General features: G+C 37.0%; 8 protein-coding genes and 3 tRNA genes. 4 read left to right on the forward strand and 7 right to left on the reverse strand.

Annotated elements, in window-relative coordinates:
* Nucleotides 1-9 precede the first annotated feature (9 nt).
* Together EG339_RS22880 and EG339_RS22885 are read left to right on the forward strand one after the other, a co-directional pair.
* Entirely contained in the window at nucleotides 10-1,851 is a 1,842-nt protein-coding gene (locus EG339_RS22880; protein ID WP_123872338.1) for a lysophospholipid acyltransferase family protein, read from the forward strand.
* Nucleotides 1,852-1,960: 109 nt separating this feature from the next.
* Nucleotides 1,961-2,033, forward strand: a tRNA-Phe gene (locus tag EG339_RS22885).
* A 318-nt stretch (nucleotides 2,034-2,351) separates the two neighbouring features.
* On the opposite strand, the gene EG339_RS22890 is transcribed toward EG339_RS22885, so the two are convergent.
* Nucleotides 2,352-2,783, reverse strand: coding sequence for a hypothetical protein (locus tag EG339_RS22890; protein WP_123872340.1), 432 nt, complete (start codon nucleotides 2,781-2,783; stop codon nucleotides 2,352-2,354).
* 223 nt (nucleotides 2,784-3,006) lie between these two features.
* Here EG339_RS22890 and EG339_RS22895 point away from each other — a divergent pair.
* Together EG339_RS22895 and EG339_RS22900 are read left to right on the forward strand one after the other, a co-directional pair.
* Nucleotides 3,007-3,079: transfer RNA gene (locus tag EG339_RS22895), tRNA-Phe, on the forward strand.
* A 281-nt stretch (nucleotides 3,080-3,360) separates the two neighbouring features.
* A tRNA-Phe gene (locus tag EG339_RS22900) sits at nucleotides 3,361-3,433 on the forward strand.
* 135 nt (nucleotides 3,434-3,568) lie between these two features.
* Here the strand turns inward: EG339_RS22900 and EG339_RS22905 are convergent.
* From EG339_RS22905 to EG339_RS22930, 6 genes are all read right to left on the reverse strand, one after another.
* Complete coding sequence (locus EG339_RS22905) at nucleotides 3,569-5,134, reverse strand: hypothetical protein (protein WP_123872342.1); 1,566 nt, start codon at nucleotides 5,132-5,134, stop codon at nucleotides 3,569-3,571.
* A 2-nt stretch (nucleotides 5,135-5,136) separates the two neighbouring features.
* Complete coding sequence (locus tag EG339_RS22910; RefSeq protein ID WP_123872343.1) at nucleotides 5,137-6,780, reverse strand: hypothetical protein; 1,644 nt, start codon at nucleotides 6,778-6,780, stop codon at nucleotides 5,137-5,139.
* Between the two features lie 2 nt (nucleotides 6,781-6,782).
* Nucleotides 6,783-8,489, reverse strand: a complete 1,707-nt coding sequence (locus EG339_RS22915; RefSeq protein WP_123872345.1) for a hypothetical protein — start codon at nucleotides 8,487-8,489, stop codon at nucleotides 6,783-6,785.
* An 86-nt stretch (nucleotides 8,490-8,575) separates the two neighbouring features.
* On the reverse strand, nucleotides 8,576-14,806 hold the full coding sequence (locus tag EG339_RS22920; protein ID WP_123872348.1) for a hypothetical protein: 6,231 nt from the start codon (nucleotides 14,804-14,806) through the stop codon (nucleotides 8,576-8,578).
* 11 nt (nucleotides 14,807-14,817) lie between these two features.
* The gene (locus tag EG339_RS22925; RefSeq protein ID WP_123872350.1) at nucleotides 14,818-21,702 is read right to left on the reverse strand and encodes a hypothetical protein; all 6,885 of its coding nucleotides are present in this window, start codon (nucleotides 21,700-21,702) and stop codon (nucleotides 14,818-14,820) included.
* A 224-nt stretch (nucleotides 21,703-21,926) separates the two neighbouring features.
* Nucleotides 21,927-22,424, reverse strand: a complete 498-nt coding sequence (locus EG339_RS22930) for a hypothetical protein (RefSeq protein ID WP_123872352.1) — start codon at nucleotides 22,422-22,424, stop codon at nucleotides 21,927-21,929.
* Between the last annotated feature and the right edge of the window lies 1 nt (nucleotide 22,425).

Raw genomic sequence — 22,425 nt, forward strand, 5'->3', positions numbered from 1 at the left:
TAAACACACATGAGTTTAATTTCGAAAAACGATCTGATCAAAGCTTCCGGCTTAAGTAAAATTGGGTTCCTAAAGAACCCGATAGCATCTGCTGTGATGAGCATTGCTAAAATAAATGAAGTAAATAAATTATACGACAAATTAAAAGATAAGGAAGGCAAAGACTTTTTCGACTCATTTGTAAGAGAAAGAAACCTAAGCTATGTAGCTTTTGAAGAAGATCTGGCAAAAATTCCAAAGACAGGGCCGTTTGTTCTGGTTTCCAATCATCCACTGGGTGCTATTGATGGAATTCTGATGTGCAAGATCTTATCAGAGGTTCGTCCGGATTTTAAGGTAATGGGAAATTTCCTTTTGGAAAAGATCAAGCCTATGGAACCGTACGTAATCGCTGTAAACCCTTTTGAAAACAGAAAAGAAGCTTACAGCAGTGCTTCAGGAATGCGTGAAACCCTCAAGCATTTACAGAATGGGGGCTGTGTAGGTATTTTCCCTGCAGGAGAAGTTTCTAACAAGAACAATCCTTATGGGGAAATTTTAGATAAGGAATGGGAAAAAACGGCACTTAAGCTAATCAGAATGGCTAAAGTGCCTGTTGTTCCTATGTATTTCCATGCCAAGAACAGCCGTCTTTTTTATCAGGTAGCAAAGCTTCACCCAAGCTTACAGACGCTTATGCTCCCTGCAGAAATGATGAATGATAGAGAAAAACCTATCAGGATCAGGATTGGGAAACCAATTTCTGTAAAAGCAATGGATGAGATGGAAACTATTGAAGAACTGGGAGAATTTCTGAAACGTAAGGTTTATATGATGAAATCTTACTATGAAAAAAGAAAATCCCTGGCCCAAAGCATTAATCTTCAGAATCTTTCTGTTAAATTTCCTTTATTGAAAGAGGAAAATATTGTTCAGAACATCATTGATGAAACTCCTGTTGAAGACATTATGAAAGATGTTGATAAACTTAGGGGAACTGACAAGATGTTGTTCAGCAACGGAAATTATGAAATCTACTTTACTACTTATGAGGAAATTCCTTCTATTATGAGGGAAATCGGACGTCAGCGAGAGCTAACCTTCCGTGCAGTGGGGGAAGGAAGTAATCTTCCGTTTGACCTTGATGAGTATGATAAGCATTATCATCACCTGTTCCTTTGGGATAATGCAGAGAAGAAACTCGCCGGAGCCTACAGAATGGCATTGGGTAGAGAGGTAATGAAGAAATATGGTATCAAAGGCTTTTATACGAGTTCTTTATTTGAGTTTGAACAGGACATCCACCCTTTCTTTAAGAAAGTGATTGAAATGGGCCGTGCTTACATCTGCCAGGAATATCAGCAGAAGCCTCTTCCTCTTTTCCTTTTATGGAGAGGAATTGTGCATGTTTGCCTGAGAAATCCTGATCATAAATTCCTGATGGGAGGAGTAAGTATTTCTAATAAGTTCTCTGAGTTTTCCAAATCTCTGATGATCGAGTTTATGCGCTCCAATTATTTTGATTCTGCAGTAGCTCAGTATATTACTCCGAGAAATGAGTATAAGGTAAAACTTCGTGACCGTGATAAAAATATCTTCTTTGAGGAAATGGAGTCTGACCTTAACAAGCTGGATAAAATTATTGATGACCTTGAACCTGAATTGAGATTACCGGTCCTGATCAAAAAATACATCAAACAAAATGCTAAAGTGATTGCTTTTAATGTAGATCCAAACTTCAATGATGCAATTGATGGATTGATGTATATCAGAATCAGTGATCTTCCTGAAAGTACGATTAAACCTGTATTGGAAGAGATGAGTGACCAAATCAGAAAAGAGCAGGAAAATAATCCAACTGATAATCAATAGGTTTTTAGGTTTTATTAAAAAAAGCACGATGAATACTTGCTTTGTATACTAAAACTTACTACTTTTGCATCACTTTAAAACAACGAAGTAAGTCAAACAAAAATATAATGGTTTCTTAGCTCAGTTGGTAGAGCAATGGATTGAAAATCCATGTGTCCCTGGTTCGATTCCTGGAGAAACCACTTGAAAGCCTCTGATTAGTCAGAGGTTTTTTTGTTTTATTATCCGGTCCCAGATTTGCTTATTATAGTACAATATTCATCTGCCAGTTTTATATACATGTTGAAACCTACACCTCTACTAACTCAGTGCTCATAAACATATCAAATCTTGAAATATGCTTAGTTTTTATTTTTAATGGCCGAACATGACTCAGTTGAAAAAAAACAAATAAACTGACAAAACAGCATTTTAATAATGAAACTAAATTTTCGGGTAAAGAAGCTATATGAGGTATAGCCAGCACATCAGAATTTTTAAAACACTTTCTTTACACTGAACTATTTAAGATTTTTTCTTAAAAATTCATACCTCAGAAGTCCTGGAGGAAGTTCCTTACAATAAAAAAACAATTCATATTTGTAGAAATTCTGATGTAAACCGAGGCTATTAATCTTTTGAGCTACTTCTCTGGAAATTCGGTTTATATTTTCTTTTTTCTGATCACAAACTATTGTAGAGAGGTAAAGAGTATAAACCAATGTATCTTCAGGGTGTAAAAGTTTCTGTTCTGTATCAGGAGATCTTTCTATTTGGGTTAAATGATATTCTTTTTTTAATGCTGTAAACAGAATCTTTTCCTTCGGTAAACTATTAATCCTTTTCGCTGAAGAGAAATAACTTATCCAGGAGGCTACTAAAAAACTCATTCCGAAATACACTACTGCTCCAATACCTACAATAATCAAAATCCGTTTAATTGTGCTTCCCATTAAATTTTATAAATATCAATAAATATAAAAATATTTATTTAATCTTCCAGTTATTTCAAAAGACTGTATTGCTTCTATACGAACTACACTGATATACAATTCAATAAAAGAAAAACATCAGATCTAAAATAAAAAAACATAAAAAACATTGCCAGAATAAAAAAAATATATTAGTTTTGCACCACTTTAAAAACAACGAAGTAAGTCAAACAAATAAATATATGGTTTCTTAGCTCAGTTGGTAGAGCAATGGATTGAAAATCCATGTGTCCCTGGTTCGATTCCTGGAGAAACCACTTGAAAGCCTCTGATTAGTCAGAGGTTTTTTGTTTTATTTGCTCAAATTATAATACTGAGTGATGGTTTTATAGGGTAATAAAATACTGCAAAATAACATTTACAATAGAAATGGAATTTTCTAAAATCAACTTACTGAATGACAATACATTGGTGTTCTAAACAGATCAACCGAAGTATATTTCTAAAAAAAGACATTCAAAAATTTGCGTGATATTACAAAATGTTATACTTTTGCAACACTTTAAAACAACGAAGTAAGTCAAACGAACAAATATATGGTTTCTTAGCTCAGTTGGTAGAGCAATGGATTGAAAATCCATGTGTCCCTGGTTCGATTCCTGGAGAAACCACTTTAAAACCTCTGATTAATCAGAGGTTTTTTGTTTTTATATCATCCTTATTTTGGTAAGCCATAAACTCCCTCAAATTAATTTGAGGGAGTTATTATTATTTTAAAGAATACTGTATGACTACATTGAATGGTACTATTTCTCAATAATAGCTTTCAGATTTTCTATTTCTTTATTCTGAGAAATGACATACAAGGTTAGCTCTTCGATCTTCTGAAGCAGTTTCATTTGAAAATCACCGAGGTTAACACCATCTTTTATAATAGCTTCTTCGGAAGGAATCTCCGGAAGATGTTTATTTTCTTTTACAAAAGATTCCAATTCCTGGAGTGTTGGCATCTGATAATCCGGCCTTAAGGAAGATTGTCCGTCAAAATACTTCTGGAAAACATAATCTGCCGGGACGTTCATGTCCACCACAACGTCTTCAGCATGGATCTTTCCTTTTACGGTAAGTTTCTGATCAGGATTCTTAGTTCCAATACCAACATTACCGTTTGGAGTAATTCTCATAAATTCATTCATAGTAACTGCTGAATTTATGCTAGTTTGTGCATTGGTACTTCCCAAAAATTTCACTCCCTCATTCCCTACAGTAATTGCTGTTTTATAGTTAGAAAATGAAGCATTGCTGGACACCCATCCATAGGCTGTGGCAGATGATGCTTTTACTCCATAGCTCATATATGTTTCTGCTCCGCTTCTTAGAGAACCCCAGTTATTAAATGAGCCACTTTCATATCGTATAGCTAATGCATTAACTCCTTCTGTTGCAGATTTATTTCCTGATAGTATTTCTCCTACCACATCAAGTTTTGCTGAGGGAGCCTCGGTTCCAACTCCTACATTTCCTTTAAGGAAAATACGATCATCTGCAGCAAAAAATTTAGCAATACTTCCGCCATTTTTCCCCACAAAATAATGATCAATTTGGTTATTGGTACCCAATGCACCAAAACCTCCTAAATATTGTGTGCTATCAGGCGATACAAAGTTATACCCTCTGGCCCATTGGGTAGTGTACCCAACAATTCCCACACCGTTTACAACAGTAGAGCCGGCATTCAATAAAATTCGTCCCTGAATATCTAAAGGGGCTAGTGGCTTTTTAGTCCCTATTCCTAGGTTATCATTGTAATTGACATAGTGTTTATTCTGCCCGGTAAGGACATTGGTATAAATGTCTGACAATACTGCCTTATCAACTACAGCAGTTGAATTACAATGCTGTATCAGCCTGATAGCATATGTATTCCCGGATTGACGTGTATGATAAAGTGTTAATTTATACTGACCTATGCTGCTATCCCATACAATATCTCCTAGATAAATATGATCTGTAATAGGTCCCGATGCTTCTACAATTCTTGATAAAGGCTGATACCAGATACCTCCATTAGCGTTAGCTCCGATGATAATCTGTTTTTTGACAACCCCTACTGTATTTTCATTATTCCAAGCTCCTACAACCTGTATCTCTATATTTCCTTGTATTATATTTCCCAACAAAATATCTACCGCCAAGTTACTTTCCAGATTTGGAAATTTAACCGATAGGTCTTTATACTTAAAATTACCTGGAAATGCTGCTGGGTCACTTAGATGTAAATAACTATCCAAAAGATCTCCAAACTGATCTTCAGTAGGTCTCTTCCCTGCTTTAAAATAATTTTTTAATTCTGTAATTGTTTTTTTTGCCATAATTAGTTAGGTTTTAAATCAATCTCTTTTTTAAGAGCAATGATATACAATGTTAATTCTTCAATTTTCTGAAGGAGTTTCATTTGAAAATCCCCCAGATTAACGCCATCTTTTACGATAGCTTCTCCGGAAGGGATCTCCGGAAGATGTTTATTTTCTTTGACAAAAGATTCCAATTCCTTAAGCGTTGGCATCTGATAATCTGGTCTAATGGAAGATTGTCCCTCAAAATATTTTTGAAAAACATAATCTGCCGGGATATTCATGTCTACTATCACATCTTCAGCATGGATTTTTCCTTTTACGGTAAGCTTCTGATCGGGATTTTGAGTTCCTATTCCTACATTTCCTCCGTCTTTGTTTAAAATCACATTGTTTCCGAGAGGATTGATATGTAATGGTGATGTTCCATGTCCCTGCATCCAACTGTATCGGTCGGCACACCCGAATCTTAAATTGACTTGTGAGGTATCCCCTACTATCAAGGTTCCTTCACTGTCAGGAAAAACATAGCTAGAAACAAGATGCATTTTTGCTGCTGGCGTTTCAGTACCTACTCCTACATTTCCCGATCCTTTAATAATAAAAGGTACATTATTGTTCCCCCCAATATCTCTTACTCTAAAATAATGGCTCTTATTGGCATTCTGAAAGGTTCCAAATGATCCCACATCAATAGTCATGGCATCAATAGGATCTGAACTTGGGTTCTGGAAAACATGTAGTTTTGCTTCTGGTAAAGTGGTTCCTATACCCATATTCCCATTTGGCATTATACTTAATCTTGTTTGTTTATTGGTAACCATATTAATAGCACCATAAGTACCATCATCAATATTATTAACAATATTAAAATCCCCATAAGAGCCATATCTGAAATTGGTTCCGGTAAAAAAAGAGTTTAGTTCAAGATCTGCTGTAGAATGATACTTTAATTGTACAATATTACTTCCTCCGGCAGCTTCATTTCTATCAAACATTGCTCCCACAACATTGGAGTGCCCCTGATCTTTTGGTGCCTTTACATGGAGACTTGTTTCCGGTAAAGTGGTTCCTACTCCCAGATTATAATTATAGTTAATATAATGTACTCTCTGCCCTGTAAGAGCATTAGTATAAACATCTGAAAGTTTTACCTCACTAAAGTCCTGCGTATCAAACGGGCAATGATAAGTAATTCTGACATCATATATATTCCCTGAAAAATGAGTGTGATAAATAGGTATTTTATATTGATTAATAGCAGCGTCCCAAACAATGTCTCCAATATAAATATGATTCGTAATAAGTCCTGCTGCTTCTACAATTCTTGATGTGGGTGTATACCACACTCCGTTATCCGGATTGAATCCTACCTGAAACAGTTTCTTAATATTTCCAACGCTATTCCAGTACATCCATGTTCCCACAATTTCTATTTCAAGCTTCCCTGACATTCCCCTGTTTCCCAGGAGGATATCTACAGCCTGATCAGCTACGTTATGAGGAAAATCTAAACTTAGCCTTTTCTCAAGATAATTCTTAGGAAACAGCTGTTGATCTTCCAGATTAGCAAAACTATCTATAAAATCTCCAAACTGACTCTCAGTTGGTCTTTTTCCTGCCTTGAAATATTCTTTTAATTCTGTATTCGTTTTTTTTGCCATGATTATTTTGCTTTTAAAACATCAATCTCTTTTTTCATGGAGATCATGTATAGTGTTAATTCTTCAATTTTTTGAAGGAGTTTAATTTGAAAATCTCCTACTGATAATCCACTATCTGTCATTTCTTTAGCAGAAGGAATTTCCGGAAGGTGACTTTTTTCAGAAATAAATTTTTCAAGTTCACCAATCTCTCTTAAGTTATAATTGGATGCAAAAACGTGATCTGCTGTAGGTGTAGCTGTAATAACTACGTCTTTTGCTTCCAATTTACCGTAGACGGCTACATTTCCACTTTCTTTCCAGCTTAAAACATTAAATTCAATATTATCTTTCTTAATTCCTAAAGCACCCCCTGTCCATCCATAAAGAAAAGGACCATCCAGCAAGGAGTTATCAGTGTTATATCTTTTATATTTCAAACCATGAGATGAAGAATTTCCAGCTAACTGAACAGGTGATCCGGATGTAATATTGATTCCTCCTTCAATATCCAATTTAGCTTGAGGATTTGCAGTTCCGATCCCCACATTTCCATTATCTGCAATAGTCATCCTGGATCCATAATTATTTCCATCCGCGGAATAGCTCCAAAACTGCAGCCCGTTCCCATATCCTCCGGTCATATTATAAATTGCCCATTGATGTGCGGTACCAGATGCTGTTTTATTGGGATTCTGTAAAACGAAAGCTCCTCCTTCATTACTGGCTATCTGCGACGCAATTGAGCCCCTTACATCAAGTTTATACTGTGGATTTTCTGTACCAATTCCTACATTTCCATTGGGAGCGATTCTCATTAGCTCAGAAAGGTTAACAGGTGAATCCTGAGCTACCTGCAGATAACTGGAAGACAAGAACTTAATTCCTTCTCCACCAACAGTTACTGCTGTTTTATAGCTAGGATAGGATCCACTGCCTGACAACCAGCCATAAGCTGTTGTATTATCCGCTTTTACCCCATAACTCATATACGTTTCGGCACCACTTCTTAATGAGCCCCAGTTATTTACCGAGCCGTTTTCGTAACGGATGGAAAATGCATTAATCCCTTCTGTAGCATCACTTCTACCAGCCTGAATATTACCCAGGACATCTAATTTGGATTTTGGATTATCTGTTCCAATCCCAATATTTCCATTATAGTATACTGAATGTCTTTTTTGCTCAACAAATGGTTTAACATACATGTCTGAAAGCCTAACCTCATCTACAAATGCTTTCTCATAAGAAAACTGCTTAATCCTTATAGCATATGAATTTTCTGTTGGTTTTGTGTGGTAAATGGTCAGTTTATATTCATGTATTACCGGATCCCATACAATATCTCCAATATAAATATTATCTAAAATAGTTCCTGCTGCTTCTACAACTCTTCCTGTAGGGGGATACCAATCAAAACCATCAGGATTAAGCCCAATCACAAATTGCTTTTTTATAATCCCCACACTTGACTGGTATATATATGTACCTGTAATTTCAATTTCTAAACTCCCATTCAGATAATTATTTCCTAAAAGAATATCTACCGCCATATCGGGTTGTTGATGAGGAAATTTGAAGTATAAATCTTTATATTTATAATTATCAGGGAAAATAATTTTATCTTCTAAGTTTGCATAGCTGTCTATAAGGTCACCAAACTGGCTTTCAGTTGGTCTCTTTCCAGCCTTAAAATATTCTTTTAAAGCTGCAATTGTTTTTTTTGCCATAATTTGTTGTTTTTTGATAATCAGTTCCCCCTTTCCTACCGGTAAGGAGGAACTGTTTTATCTTTATTGTTTATGTGAAAGGTTAATTAAGGTCTTACAATGAAAGTTCCCTGTAAAATCATTCCGTCTGTTCCATCGTGGGAAATTCCACCGATATCTGTCCAGGTTTCTTCTTTGTATATCGTAAGAATCTTTTCTTCGGTACTGAACATATTAGATGTATTCTGAGAGACCATCTTGAAGTGATGATAAAGTACTCTTCCTTCTGCATCTTTAATCTTCATAGGATCAAGTTCTAATTTTTCTACAGGAAGGAAAAATTCATTTCCAGTCATGTCAAATGTTTCTGTAAGGAACCATTCTTCTTTATTAGTTGCCGGATTATTTCCATATCTGTACAGTTTTGCTTTTGAGGTATCCTTTTCATCTGTATCTATTCTGGCAATTTCTTTCCAGTTCCCCGTTTGGCTCATTTTATAAAGGTGGTATTTTCCTTTATAGCAAACCTGATCCCAGGATAGAATTACCCAATTGATCACATCCGAATCTACCGGTTCTGAATGGTACCTTAATACAGGTGCAGGCGGATTATAATTTTCTACCAACATAGTTACCGTTGTTTTTGAAGGTAATGACGGAGCCTGTTCCTGTACCGTTTTAGCAGCAGGTGGTGATACGTTATAATCTATTGTAGTATACTCTACTTTTCTGGAAGCAACTACACGATAGAACAACGGATCTCCATAAGGTTTCTCATCCAGATCTTCAAATTCATCATACACCGTCCATGAATCATTTTCAGGATTCACTTCCACATCAGCAATTTTAACTGTTTTAATATGTTTCATACTCAAAATGGAATCTGCATCCAGTTTATTGGTTGCCCTGTAAATAGAAATCTCATTGATCTTGTGTACATCAGTATAGGAGTTCACTTCAATCCTTACTTTCGCAGGAATTCCTAATGTAGCATTATCTACTACCGGAAGTAAGCTTAAAATCTTTGGTGGTTCAGCAGGATTAGTATTCACCAGTTTAATAGGTCCTTGAAACTTACTGAACTCTCCCATCTGCAATTGATTTCCTAATTCTCTTACTCCGTAGAAATAGAAATTATCTGAAGCACCATCAAGTGTAAAATCGGTAAACAGTGTTGAATGAGCAGTTCCGCCCTGGCCTTGGCTGTATATAGCTGCCATAGGAGCCATATCAAAATCCGCATGATTAGTAGGCAGTAAATACCCTGAAGCATCCCTGATATTCTGTTTCTTATTTTTAGGCCTGTGCCCTTTCAGATCATTGAAATCAAAATTATGAATCTGCTGATAAATAATAGGCACCTCTGTAAGCGGCAGGAAGCAGTTAATCATTGCTTCTTTAATAAAATGTCCTAAACGTAATTCATCTGATTGGCCAGTAATTGCCCCAATCACACGGTAGTTAATTGGATACTGACCATTTTCCCACTTGGTTTCATCCAGTAAGTTAGCATATCCATTTTGTCCTATTTGCAGCCCAAAATGTTTGTTATGATTCACAATAAAATAATTAATTGCATCAAATAATATTTTACTGTTCGGAAGTGGAAGGGCATATTTCACCGGACTATCCGGTGGAAATGCTTCAAATGCTGTTGCTGATGTATTAAGAAGCATTTCAAAATCCACAAAATTCATCCATCTGTCAGTAAAAAACTCTTCATCATTACCTCCAAGAGCATTAAGCCTGTTTTTAATTTCCTCAATCTTTAACGGTTCATATAAAGAAGCTAGCAATACGGCGTTATTCGCTCTGAAAAACTGTACTGAATAGGGTTTATGGTCATACTCCGTAATAAAGCTATAGGTTGATTTCCCAAATTTATCCGGTCTGGTTGCATACATAGAGCCTTTTGGCTTTCTTGGAGGCTTAGGGTCTACAATTCTATTGGCAAACATTATGGCAGGAACACTGAATTTAGATTTATATTTAGCTCCCTGCATATCCACATTGTCATTATCAACACTCTTAAATCCGAACATAGAATATCTTACATCTTCCCCATCAGGTGGCAGAGTGGCATCTTCTGTCAGATTATTGGCTTCATTCTTATATAAGTATATTCTGTAAGAAGGATAATAATTAATTTCAACATCATTCCCCATTAATGGATCAGACATCTTCACTGGAAAGTCATTCCCGTCGTTAAATACGAACAACGGCTTATGTTGGTCATCTTCTTTTATTTCAAAATTTTCATCATAAACATACAGTACCAGATCTTTATTGGTTCCTATATTTTCTGTGCGTACAACTTTGAATATGGAACGTGATTCACTTGGTTTTGCACCAAAATGTTCATAAGTAAACATTCTGACAATTCCGTTGAACCATTCCACAGAGTTTGAAGCTGCCGAAAACTGCGGATGCTGTGCCAGTTTAAAACCAGGGAAGGTAATTTTATAAACACCGCGATGTACTTCTTTACCTTGGGCTGGATTATCAATAATAACTCCCTGGCTGTTTTGATATTTTGTAATTTCCTCATAATGTCTATGAACCTGAGCATTTTTCCAAAAACCTCTGCTCTTTTCAAGGAATCTCTGAACAGATCCATCCGATTGCTGTGTATGAATAATCTCTCTATGAATTGTCCAGTCATTGGTTCCGATTTTCATTTTTAAGGAGTTAGGATTTTTCGGTCCCCAGGTTGGCGTATTCTGCATGTTTTCAGTTGCACTGAACAGTCCTTCAGTTCCCGGACTGAATGTAGGAAGTACAAGACTGCTCTGATCAATCACCGGTGAAGTTCCTGCAATAATAGCCGCACTTGGTGCTTTTTTAAAGACTGTAAACTTCAATCCTGTAGATTCCACTGTAATACCGTTAATGATATAACTTTCGCCATCCAATAGGAAAATTCCGCCGATAAAATCATTAATAGTAGTTCCTGCCGGAATTTCCGATTTTAAAATCTGTAATGGAATTGAAGGCTGAGCAGGCATACTGGACCCCGGAGCAATTGTACCTCCTGAACTTGGCAAGGTATAATCTACCGTTTTAATCTCGGCTAAAAGCTGATTATTAGGATGATGACTGATACTGGATACTTTTGCAGAAATCTCCCTCATGGTATAATTCCTGTAGAAAATCTCTACTTCATCTGCAATTACTTCTTTATCATCCGGGAAAATAGTATCCGGGGCCAGATAGTAACTATCTTGCAGCGTTGAATCAAATGGAATAGAATATACAATCTCATCCTGATAAATATGATGATCAAAACCAAGCCTCACCAGCGTTTTATCAGAGTCTGTAATTGCATTTCGGCGATCCTGCTCTCCCTGAGAGGTCAGTGTTACAGGATATTCTTTCTGAATAAGGAATGCTGTTGTTGCCGTTGGAGGTAATAATCTGTTGTTCGGTTTAATCTTGGTTTCAATGGATAGTTCTTCTCCTCCGATCTGTGCTCTTGAGAACCAGTTGATTCCATATCCCTTATAAAAATACGTTCCGCTTTTGTCCTGCTTATGCATATATAATGGTGCATAGGTATCCGGAATCTGAAGAGGCAGTGTTTCAAAAGAGTTTGCCACATTATCAATATTTGCATATTTAGTATCATGGCATAGCTCCGGCTTAATCCACTGATAATCATCTGTTTTTCCAGGCTCTACAACACGGTATTCCAGTCCCGCATATACAGGGAAGGTAAATGAAGACGCATTGAACTCCTGAGAATCTCCCATAAATGTGGGATTTACCTCAAGTTCAGGAACCTGATTATTATAAATACTGATGTAACGGTATTTTCCATTATGCGAATATCCTTCAGCATCATATAAACCGGCAGACTGTGGATTATTGGAATCCATACCTTTATTCAGCTTCATCAACTTTACAGGCAATGAAAGTCTCTCAATTTCTGTAGAAACCGGAAGAGACATTGAAAGGAGCTGGTAAGTCTTTTCCCCCGAATTGATATCCAGATTTTGATTGGTATAATATTCTGTAATGTAAATATATTCGTTTCCAAAAACATCATCTTTAATATCGAGATATCCCAATCCCAACATTCTTGCTACGTGGTAATCCAGGGCAGCAATATTTAAAATATCAAGGTTCGAAACCTGCATATCACCATCCTTAGGAAGGTTTGTACTGATACCAACTACCTGTTGTGAGCCTGTAGGTGAAAGATTGATGGAAATAGTTTCATTGGCTTTTGGATTCTGCTGATCATTACTTAGCTCAACATATCTTTTGACCACTGTCTGAATATCCCTGTCTAAAGGTCCTGTAGAAGCATGTTCCCATTTCATACGATAATTTTCCGTATTTACATACGCTCCATCATTGTATCTTAACCATGCCCCATGAACAGGGTTTTCACCGGGTAGCGGATCTAATCTGTCAAAGACTCTGTCCCTCTCGTCAGTAAGAGAAAATTCTCCCATTAATTTCCATGCATTGGCCTGGTTCCTACTGATGATAAAATCTGAATAAAATTCAAATTTAATTCCAGTAACAAGGCAATGGTTTGGTCTGAAACGCAATGTCTTTCCATTTTCAGCATTAAAATAGGTATTGGCAAGCCCATTAAAGCTATAAGGTTGCGCCCTGTAAGAAAGATATTGTTGAGATAAGTTATTCGAATCTGCTACAGAAAGGGCTTCCAGCTCTACCACTGAATCTGACTGCTGATTTTCCACCCTTAGTTCTGCTGCAAAGAAAATATCTGTTTTACAAAGAACCTCTACAATTTCATTCCCATACTGCTCCATGAATTTAACAGGATCGGCCATTGGGTTCACAGATTGTCTTACCTGAGCATATTTTGTTTTATTTTTGAAATAGACATAAAAAATTCTGCTATCATTATTAAATTTATACACCCACATCTTCTTGCTTTCGTCAATAAGCTGAGGAACCTGTGTAAACTCCAGATTGAAGATCTTCTTTTCATAAAGGGTTCTGTATACTTTTACAAAATCATCAGGCTTATTGAAATTGTTTTTGTTGTCTGCCAGATTTCCTTTAGGAAGGTGATTTTCTCCCAATTTACCTCCGAATCCCCATCTCAGGTGAATTCCTTTGGTACTGTCTTCTCCTCTGGATCCTGCAGCCTGAAGGTAGAAATTAGGGGTTTGTAATCCTGAAAATTCATTAAAAGTAATTTCTGTTCCGTCACCGCCATTTGTACCACATGCATTTTCATTAGTATAAGGCTTGGTGATGATATCAAAATTAAGATCTTCTTCCTTGAAATCTACCTTGTTGGAAATATACGGTGCATCTTGGAGCTTATACCCATCTTTTGATACATTGATATTATTGGCAGATGAGGTAAAACAGGTATTAATTGCTGAACCAACAAGCCCTGTAAAATCTGAATTTTGTACACCTCTTACTGTCACCTCATTCCCAATAATCTGATCGATATAAAACCCTTTGATTAGTGAATGTTGAGTCCACACAGGGTTATAATCATATCCGGAATAACAAAAGCTGTAACCTGCGCCTGTAGTTGCATAGAAAAAATCTTTGCCATGGATGAACTTTACGGATTGGGAATCCCAGTCTTTAAATAAAATTGCTCTATCATTAGGTGCCAGGAGAACAGGAATATTGTTAATTTTACCCCCCAAATGCAATTCATAGCCACCTTGTTGGCCCGGGCGGCAGTACACTCCGTTTAATGCAACAGGAATCCCACTCACAGAAGGATATTGAGCTGTCATAACCGGTTCATTTACCTGTCCGTAGAAGGAAACACCACGCGTTACTCCATTCAGTGTTTCATTAGCACTGATATGAACAATTTCACTATAGGTACTGATCCCGGTTACTTCCAGGGTTGCCCCTGGAGTACCGTTATTAATAATATCTGTTCTTGAGTCTACTTTTCCTTCCCAACCGTTTAGTAAAAGGGTTCCGCTGGTCTTTGTGTTTACACTATGAAAGGTAAGATAAATCATTGAATCACCAAGAATATCAGCAAAAATTCGTCTTTCATCTGTTTCAATCGACGGAAAAACTTTACACCATAGGACTTCTCCAGTTCCTTTGATTTTCATCACAAGAGGAGTTTTATAGGCGGTTACCCCCACTACGGCAAAATCACCGTTTTTGAATGGCATTACCTTAACAAAGGTTGTATATCCTCCCTGAGGAGATTTAAAAGCTCTGTTCCACTTTAGGTTACCGCTTTCGTCAAGTACTGTAATCAGCCCCGATAAATCAATATTTCCTACCTGCATTACATTCCCCTGACTTTTTGTAGAAGAATTGATTAATCCATTGGAACTTATATAATTATGATTTTTTAAAAAACTCATTTTAGATTTTATTAATTGTTTAGTTTTAATTCGTTGATTGTCACTCTGCTTTCCGGAAATTCAGTATAAGCTGATCCATTCCAGTATTTATACATAAACTGCAGTTTTAATTTCAGATCTTTGATCTTATTGCTCTTATGCACGACTAAAATCTGAGAATAATCTTTAGAAAAGATTAATTGGAAATCTTTATTATGTTCGTTTAAGCCGTCAAGAACTTTAAGACATTCCCTCACTTCTTTCAATGGAATTCTAGGATCGTTGAACGGCTCCGGATTCCTTATCAGTAACGCAACTACGTCATTATTGGCATTAACTATTTTAACAAATTCCGTATTGGTTGGCGGATTTAATGGTTTTAGTCCCATTACTCCTTCAAAAGCGCGGTCAAATACTTCTGAATAGGTATTGGCAAGCCCTTTTAGGTTTGGATTTTCAACACCTTCTGAAGCTAAGATATAAAGGTCATTAAGCTGCTGTGGCTTAAGATCTGCTTTCACTTCATAGATCGCATCCTTCTGTCCGATCACTTCGTTTTTATCATTGTATTCTTTCAGCTTATAGCTTTCTACCTGCTCTTTAAAGTCCTTGTATCTTGAAGTTCTGAATACGAACTCATGGATCTTCTGGTTCTCTTCATATACTTTGTAAGGATCTTCCGGTGTTGGTGCAGGCTGTGGATCATAATTTCCATCACCGTCATCATCAAAGGCATTGTAAATAATGGCTGTATATAGTTTTTCCGGGCTCAGGTCTTCCAACTCAACTGAATACCTATATGCTTTTGGTGTAACAGGTTTTCCAATGTTAATGCTACAAGCCATGCCTGTATTGCTCTGGTTAGTGTGATTCACATAGTTAAGCATCTGCTGAATTCCCAATGGTAAATTAGGATCGTCTTCTTCCCAGCTTTCTTTAGTTACCGGTATTGTTTCGTGTTTTGTCCATGTAGTAGGCAATGGATATGGAACGCTAATACCCGTTACAGGATCTTTAATTACAATATTAATACTTCCTATGATCTCTTCAACATTCATTTCATCATGAGCTGCCCATGTTTTAAGCATATTATAGATATAAGGCTTGGTAAAGGACAGTTGTATTTTACTCTGCTTGTTACCATAGAATAATGGTTTTGCCATCAGAAGATCTCCGTCTACATTAGGATATGATTTTTTCATATCGATGTATGATTTCAGGGAAGTAATTGGATATTCATCTATATTTTTCTTCTTATTAGGAATTGGATTTCCATCAGCATCTTTAAGATTTTCAATATAACTCTCCTTTTTCTTCTCAAAGTGTCCGATAGGTCCTGCTGTCTTAAAGGCAAAGTAATAATCAATGATATGCGGTGTATCTCCGTTTACATTGTCTTTCAGTTTAAGATTAATATAGTATACACTGTTGGGTCTCCAAACCGGTTGTACCACTTTGCTCATTGCCTCCTGCATCAGCTGCATGTCGGCAGTTACAGCATCTTGTGACGGGATAGTCTGCTGATATTCGTAATCTTCAGCCGTTACCCATCTCACCTGATGGAACAAGGTATAACAAAGGTTGGATGTATTTCCACTACCATCATCATCACTACATCCGCAGTTTCCTAGTTTAAAAATGATGTCGTGAATATCTTTTGTTAGCTGTACTGCTACAGACATTTTAGCACCTTCGGTATTCAGATAGCTTCTCAATTTCTCTACAAGGTCTCTTACATATCCTGCTCCCTGGATCAGATTATATTGCGGGAACCCTCTATCAAAACTGTAGATTGCATCAATAAACGTGAAGAAACATTTTGAACTGTATCTTAACTGGGTTACTTCATCTACTCCCTGGTAAACAATACACTGGTTAAGATTATACATAAGCCCGGTAAGGAAATCGCAAAGTTTTGTATCTTTTGTACAAGGTTCTGCAGTGGAGACACATCCACAATCGGGGGTAAACTTAAGATTGAGAGACTTTTGGGTAGTCTTGCTCACCTTAATGATCACCGCTTTGTTCGTTGTTTCTTTCGGATAATCACTTGAATAACAGATATCAATACCATCCGCTTTATCTGAAATTTTTTTGATTACACTATTATATTTAATAAACTGACTGGTAGGACCATAAGGTAAAAACAGGAAAATTACGGAATGGGTATTGAAATCAACAAATGGCGGAGTGTTTCCTCCTGTTATCATCATATACTGGGTTTCATAATCTGCCCACTGAGTGGCTAGATTAGACATATTAAAGTTTACATTCCCATTGCCCCATACTCCATTGTAACCATTTTCAACATGCATCACATCAAAGTCTAGCTCCTTACATTGAGAGGCTGTACATCCTCCTTCTTTCAGTTTTTTTAACTGTTCAGCAAGTTTATCGTATTCAGCCTGTTGTTCCGGAGAAAGGACAACGCTGGTTACCTCACCCGTAGTATTAGCCGTTGCATTGGCCCAGATCTGATCAATCTGTGCATTGATATCATCAATCTCCTGCTGGTTGGCATTATAAGGAATAATTTCAATCTTACTTACATACTGACCACCATGATTAGCTGCTTCATAAACCAGTTTTGATGCCAGTTCGGCTTTGGTTTTGGTTACTTCCTCAATCAGGGCATAATTCTGATTAATAGCATTCGAGAATACATCTTTATAATATCTCACTGTTACTGAACTAGCCATTGTAGAAAGAAATAACTCTATACTTGCTGATGCTTCAGGAAGCAAAAGAACCATTGTGTTTCCGTTGGTAATCTTTAAGGATTTAGAGAAATTATGTGGATTGGATGCATTCGAAACCATCATATAATCCGTTGTATCCGATACTGTTCCTAAAAGGTTGTAATAAGCCCCATTAATGAAGTTATAGGGTGCTCCTGCCGGTGGATAATATACCGTTCCTACCGTTTTATCCTTCACATCAGATTCATGCCATACTTTTTCTGTTTTTGTACAGAATAATGATGAAGCCGTAATTCCGTACTGCTCAGGAATAAACCATCCCGGTTGTGCAGAATCCAGGAATGAGAATGGCGTAGATGCCAAAATCCTGATAGTATCATACTTATCATTGGTTTTCTGCCAGAATCCTAATTTAAATTTATCTAAATTAGCAATGCTGTTTGCTTCATTCTGAGTTAATACAGCTCTGTAAGGATTGTATTTATTCCATGCTGTTCCCTGTTTGTTAAGAATTTTAATCTCTACATCTTCAATGGAATACTGGTGTTTCACCTGACGAAGTACATGACCTCCCGGCTGCGTTTTCTGAGGCGGGATAAGATCTGTAAATTCAGAGGCTCCGTTGGTATGCCCTCCGATTTTTTCACCTGCAGTAGAAGTTGGAATAAGTCCTTTTTCAATTTTAATATCGATATAGGTATCCAATGGAATTGTTGGCAGATCAGGATTGTCTTTAATAGATGGTGCCGGTGTATTGAAAATCTCAACTACAGGAAGATCAAAGGTCTCATTAGTTAACATATGAACTCCTTTTACAGCATTTTTCAATCGCGCTTCTTTCGGATAGTCGATCTCTGGCGGATCAGATTCGTAAGTAAGAGGCGGTACAGCACTTGTATCTACCTTATCATTTTTCTCCCATTTGATACTTAAGTGAACTTTAAGCTTAATTTTAATGAACAGCAACTTAATCTTGAGTTCGAATTTGAATTCTGCCAGGATCAGGAACGGGAATACAAGCTCTACTCTGAAATAGATCGAGATAAACAGGGCAACACTTACGATGAATAGATTGATCTCTGCTCCTCCTTCCACATAAATGTATCCTCCTACCTGTGGCCTTTCAAAACTGATGTGGGCTCCCACTTCAATAGCGGCATACACTTTTACAATGATCAGGTTCAGGTTAAAATCTACCCTTGCGCCGGCTTCAATTCCTTTGGCAGCAATCATCAGATACGATTCTGCTTTAATATTCACCGAATCTTTAAACAGACTGGCCCTGATTGGCTTATCCCTTGTTCCGAAATTGACATACCACGGTCTTTGATTCTTAAAGAAAAAGCCCATCTGAACTTCGGCCTTAATGTCAATAAATGATCCGTTATTTTTGTTAAGCTGGAAGTTACCTCCTGCTCCGATTTCCAATGAATTATCACCTACGATAACGAATGCATAGAATGGTGGAACTTTAGGATCATCTTCTGTCAGTCCGAGACGCTCACTGATGATCGTTAATCCGGCATCAATGGCAAACATACTTGGTACTGAAAGCAATACCATAGCTCGCAATGAGGCAAGACGCCCGTCTAAGGTGGCCAGGGAAGCCCCTGCTCCAAAAGAAAACGGTGCACTATACTTCTGCGTAAACTGAGGTCCGATAAATTTATCCGTATTGATTCCTCGCTGCGGATGTACATAATAATCGTACCAGGTATCGTTTTCTGTCATTCCGATGGCTTCCTTATGGGCTACATATCGGTATCCGATGAGTCCCCGGAAGCCGAAAATACCAAATGAACCTAACGGGATCACGAACGGCAGTTCAACGCTTGCATCTACCAGGAATCCCGGATATTTAGGATCAAAAGCCATTTCTGCAGAACCGGAAATATTCATTTTCGGCAGCTGAAGAGAAACTTTCCCTCTGTATTCTGTTGATTTTCCTGGCTCCGGAATGGTAAGAGCCCCTTTGATAATGGCTACGGCAGCACTTGCACTCGCTGTTCCCGGAATCACAAGGTCTACTTCTAAGGTTGAAATATGGAAGTAATCATCTTTAGTTCCACCGAATTCATCGTTATCAGCAGTATAATAGTATTTTACCCCATTACCTCTTACATCAAGACCTAGTGGATTGATATTGATTCCACCATCAAATCCGATATAATTATAGGTACGCATATTCCCTTTATACATTCGCTGTATGGTTCCCATGTGGATGGCTGTAACCGCCATACGTACCGGTCCTAAATTCAGGTGAAGGTTGGTTGGAATGATAGAACTTCCCCCTGCAATTTCAAATTTACCGTTGGCGTAATAACGGATTGCCGGCAGATCAATTCCTTCTTTTCCTAACAATCTTTCTCCAAATGAATCTTTAGGGAAAGTAATTTTGGTATCTGCTTCCACATAGAAGTTATCATTTTTCTTCCCGATTTCTATTCTCTGCAAATAAAAGTTAAGGATGTTAAAAAGGTTCATTCGCAGACCAAAAGGCAGAATAGCAGCAGAAAGTTTGAAATTCTCTTTGCTTTCCCATTCTCCAACAACGTCAATGACCATATCCAGGCCGTTATAATCTTTGAATTTTTTGATTTTCAATCCGGCATGTAATGAGGAATGTACTACCTGCCCCTGGTGGAAGTCAATATCAAATTTGCTGAATCCTAATTCCCATGATTTCTCGGTATCTTTCCCAAGATTAAACCATAAGGTACGGTTATCATTATCAAGGCTATCTACAGACAGGCTTGCCAGGAACTTATAATAATCTTCTTCTTTCTGGAATTCCCTGTAATCTCCTGCAACTGTTGTTAATCCCATTGGATAAACAAACTTAAGCTCAGAAGGGGATGCCAAACCGTTCATGAAAGTCATCAGCCCATCCATGTCATGAATAGTTGTTTCATTAGAACTGCTCATGGATTTCACTTTCAGATTATCATAATCCAGTGTAAAAAACTTGCTGAAATAATCAACAACTTTTGTTTCGGTTCCTACTGTTTTCACGGCGTAGGTAGGTCTAATGGCAATATTTCCTGATAGTCCGCCGGTCCCGATCAGCATATGATTGGCTGAAATACCGATGGTCTGCTGATTATTTCCTTCAGGATTTTTCTTTTTAAACCACTTTTTCGGAAGAAAAATTTCGGTGTATTCCATGTAGACCCCCATGAATTCTTTCGGTCTTCCGTCTGCATCGGCTTCAGCAATATTTTCCGTTTTGCTGAGGTCAATTTTAAGGTTGTGAATATCGATGATAAAACCTGTGTTTCCAATCTGAGCAGGGTTACTCATATTCAGGACCAGATCCATATTGTATCCGAAACCTTTTTCAGTATCCGCATAGAATAAAGCTTCCCCGAAGCTGAGGGTTACTTTTTTAGTTTCATCTTCAATGACTTCTAAGGGAGCAGTCGGGTGTTTTAATGGGTTTACCGGTTTTAAAATACTTCTTGGAAATTCAATTGCTGCCGACAGCATTAAGGTTGCCTTGAATTTCGGAATGGCTACTTCTTTGATGAATTCATCAATATCCTGTGGCATTAAAGCTTTGAAGTAGGTTTTTACCTTTTCTGCTGTCTCCTGAAGATCGTTTGAAAGTAAATACGTTGCAAAAGCAACAAGGGATGCGTATTTTTGATTTGAGTTCTGATAGATATCTTCTACAATTTTTGTTATTGTAGTTGCTTCGTTTACTACCAGTCCTAAATTATGCTTAGCATTAATATCATTCACAAACTGCATCAGAGGCGTAATATTCTGATTGGCAGGAGTAACAAATGTGTTCACAAAGTGCGCGATGGCCTGTTCTTCCGTTACGTTGAGCACCCTAAGGGCCACCTCGAAGATCTGCTGAGGTTCAAATGAGAAGTTTCCTAAGCTGAAGTAGCGTAAATACGCCAGGATTTTCCATTGGTATTCAACGGTAATGGGAAATGCGGAGATAGCGGTGTCATCTGTTCCGTTCAGGACTAATGAAATTCCCGTTCCCGGAATTTCAATATCGATTCTCTTGGAAACGACAGATAAGCTGTAAAACGCCGAATCTCCTTTCGGCCCTTTACTATACTGTAAATCTTTATAATAGATTTTATCGAGGAGGTTAGTAATCCCCGGTTTTAAGAATCCCAGAAGGTCCGGGATGTCGTCTTGTGTAACCACAGAGGATAACCTCGGGTAATACCTGTGTGTTACCGGTGTTTGATTTGACATAAAAATAATTTTGTGTTTGGGTGAGTGGAAGGCTTTCGTTTAGGCAAACAAAAGCCTTATTAAGTAGGGTTTACTTAATTTATCGTGGTGTTAGAATTTTTCATAAGATAGATTGGCGGATTGCCAACTTATAGAATCTTCTTTATAGTATAAAAAATAACTTTAATAAATATTTATAGTCCTTCTAATAAAGTATTTTCATTGATTATACAGAAATCTTAAATCTAATCTGTATAACTTACTAGAATAGGAGTATTTAAATTTAAAGACGCTTGAAGTAAATCCTTGATTTCATTTGCCTTACTGATATAATAAGACATTTCTACTGGAACATAATCAAGACTTACGTATAACATAAAAGCTATATCACCACTATCATAATTGTTAATATTATTTATCAAACTACTAATAGTACCTCCATATTTTCCATCCATATTAACACTTTCATTTTGCATTGCTGGGATAAGCTGGCTTGTAATAAATTGAATCACATTTTGAATATCACCCACATTAAAATAAGCAGGTAAATCATCACCACTATCAAAACCATCAGTACTAATATTATTACCAATCATATAAGTGGTTTTTTTATCAAGCAAATAATTCATTTTTTTAGTCAGATTCAAATTGATATCTTTTGCGTAAAAAAATAATACGTTCATTTCATCCTGTCTAAAATAGGTTTCTAAATTTCCTATTACATAATTAATTTCAAATGCCATT

The sequence above is a fragment of the Chryseobacterium bernardetii genome (genome assembly GCF_003815975.1).
Lineage (GTDB): Bacteria > Bacteroidota > Bacteroidia > Flavobacteriales > Weeksellaceae > Chryseobacterium > Chryseobacterium bernardetii.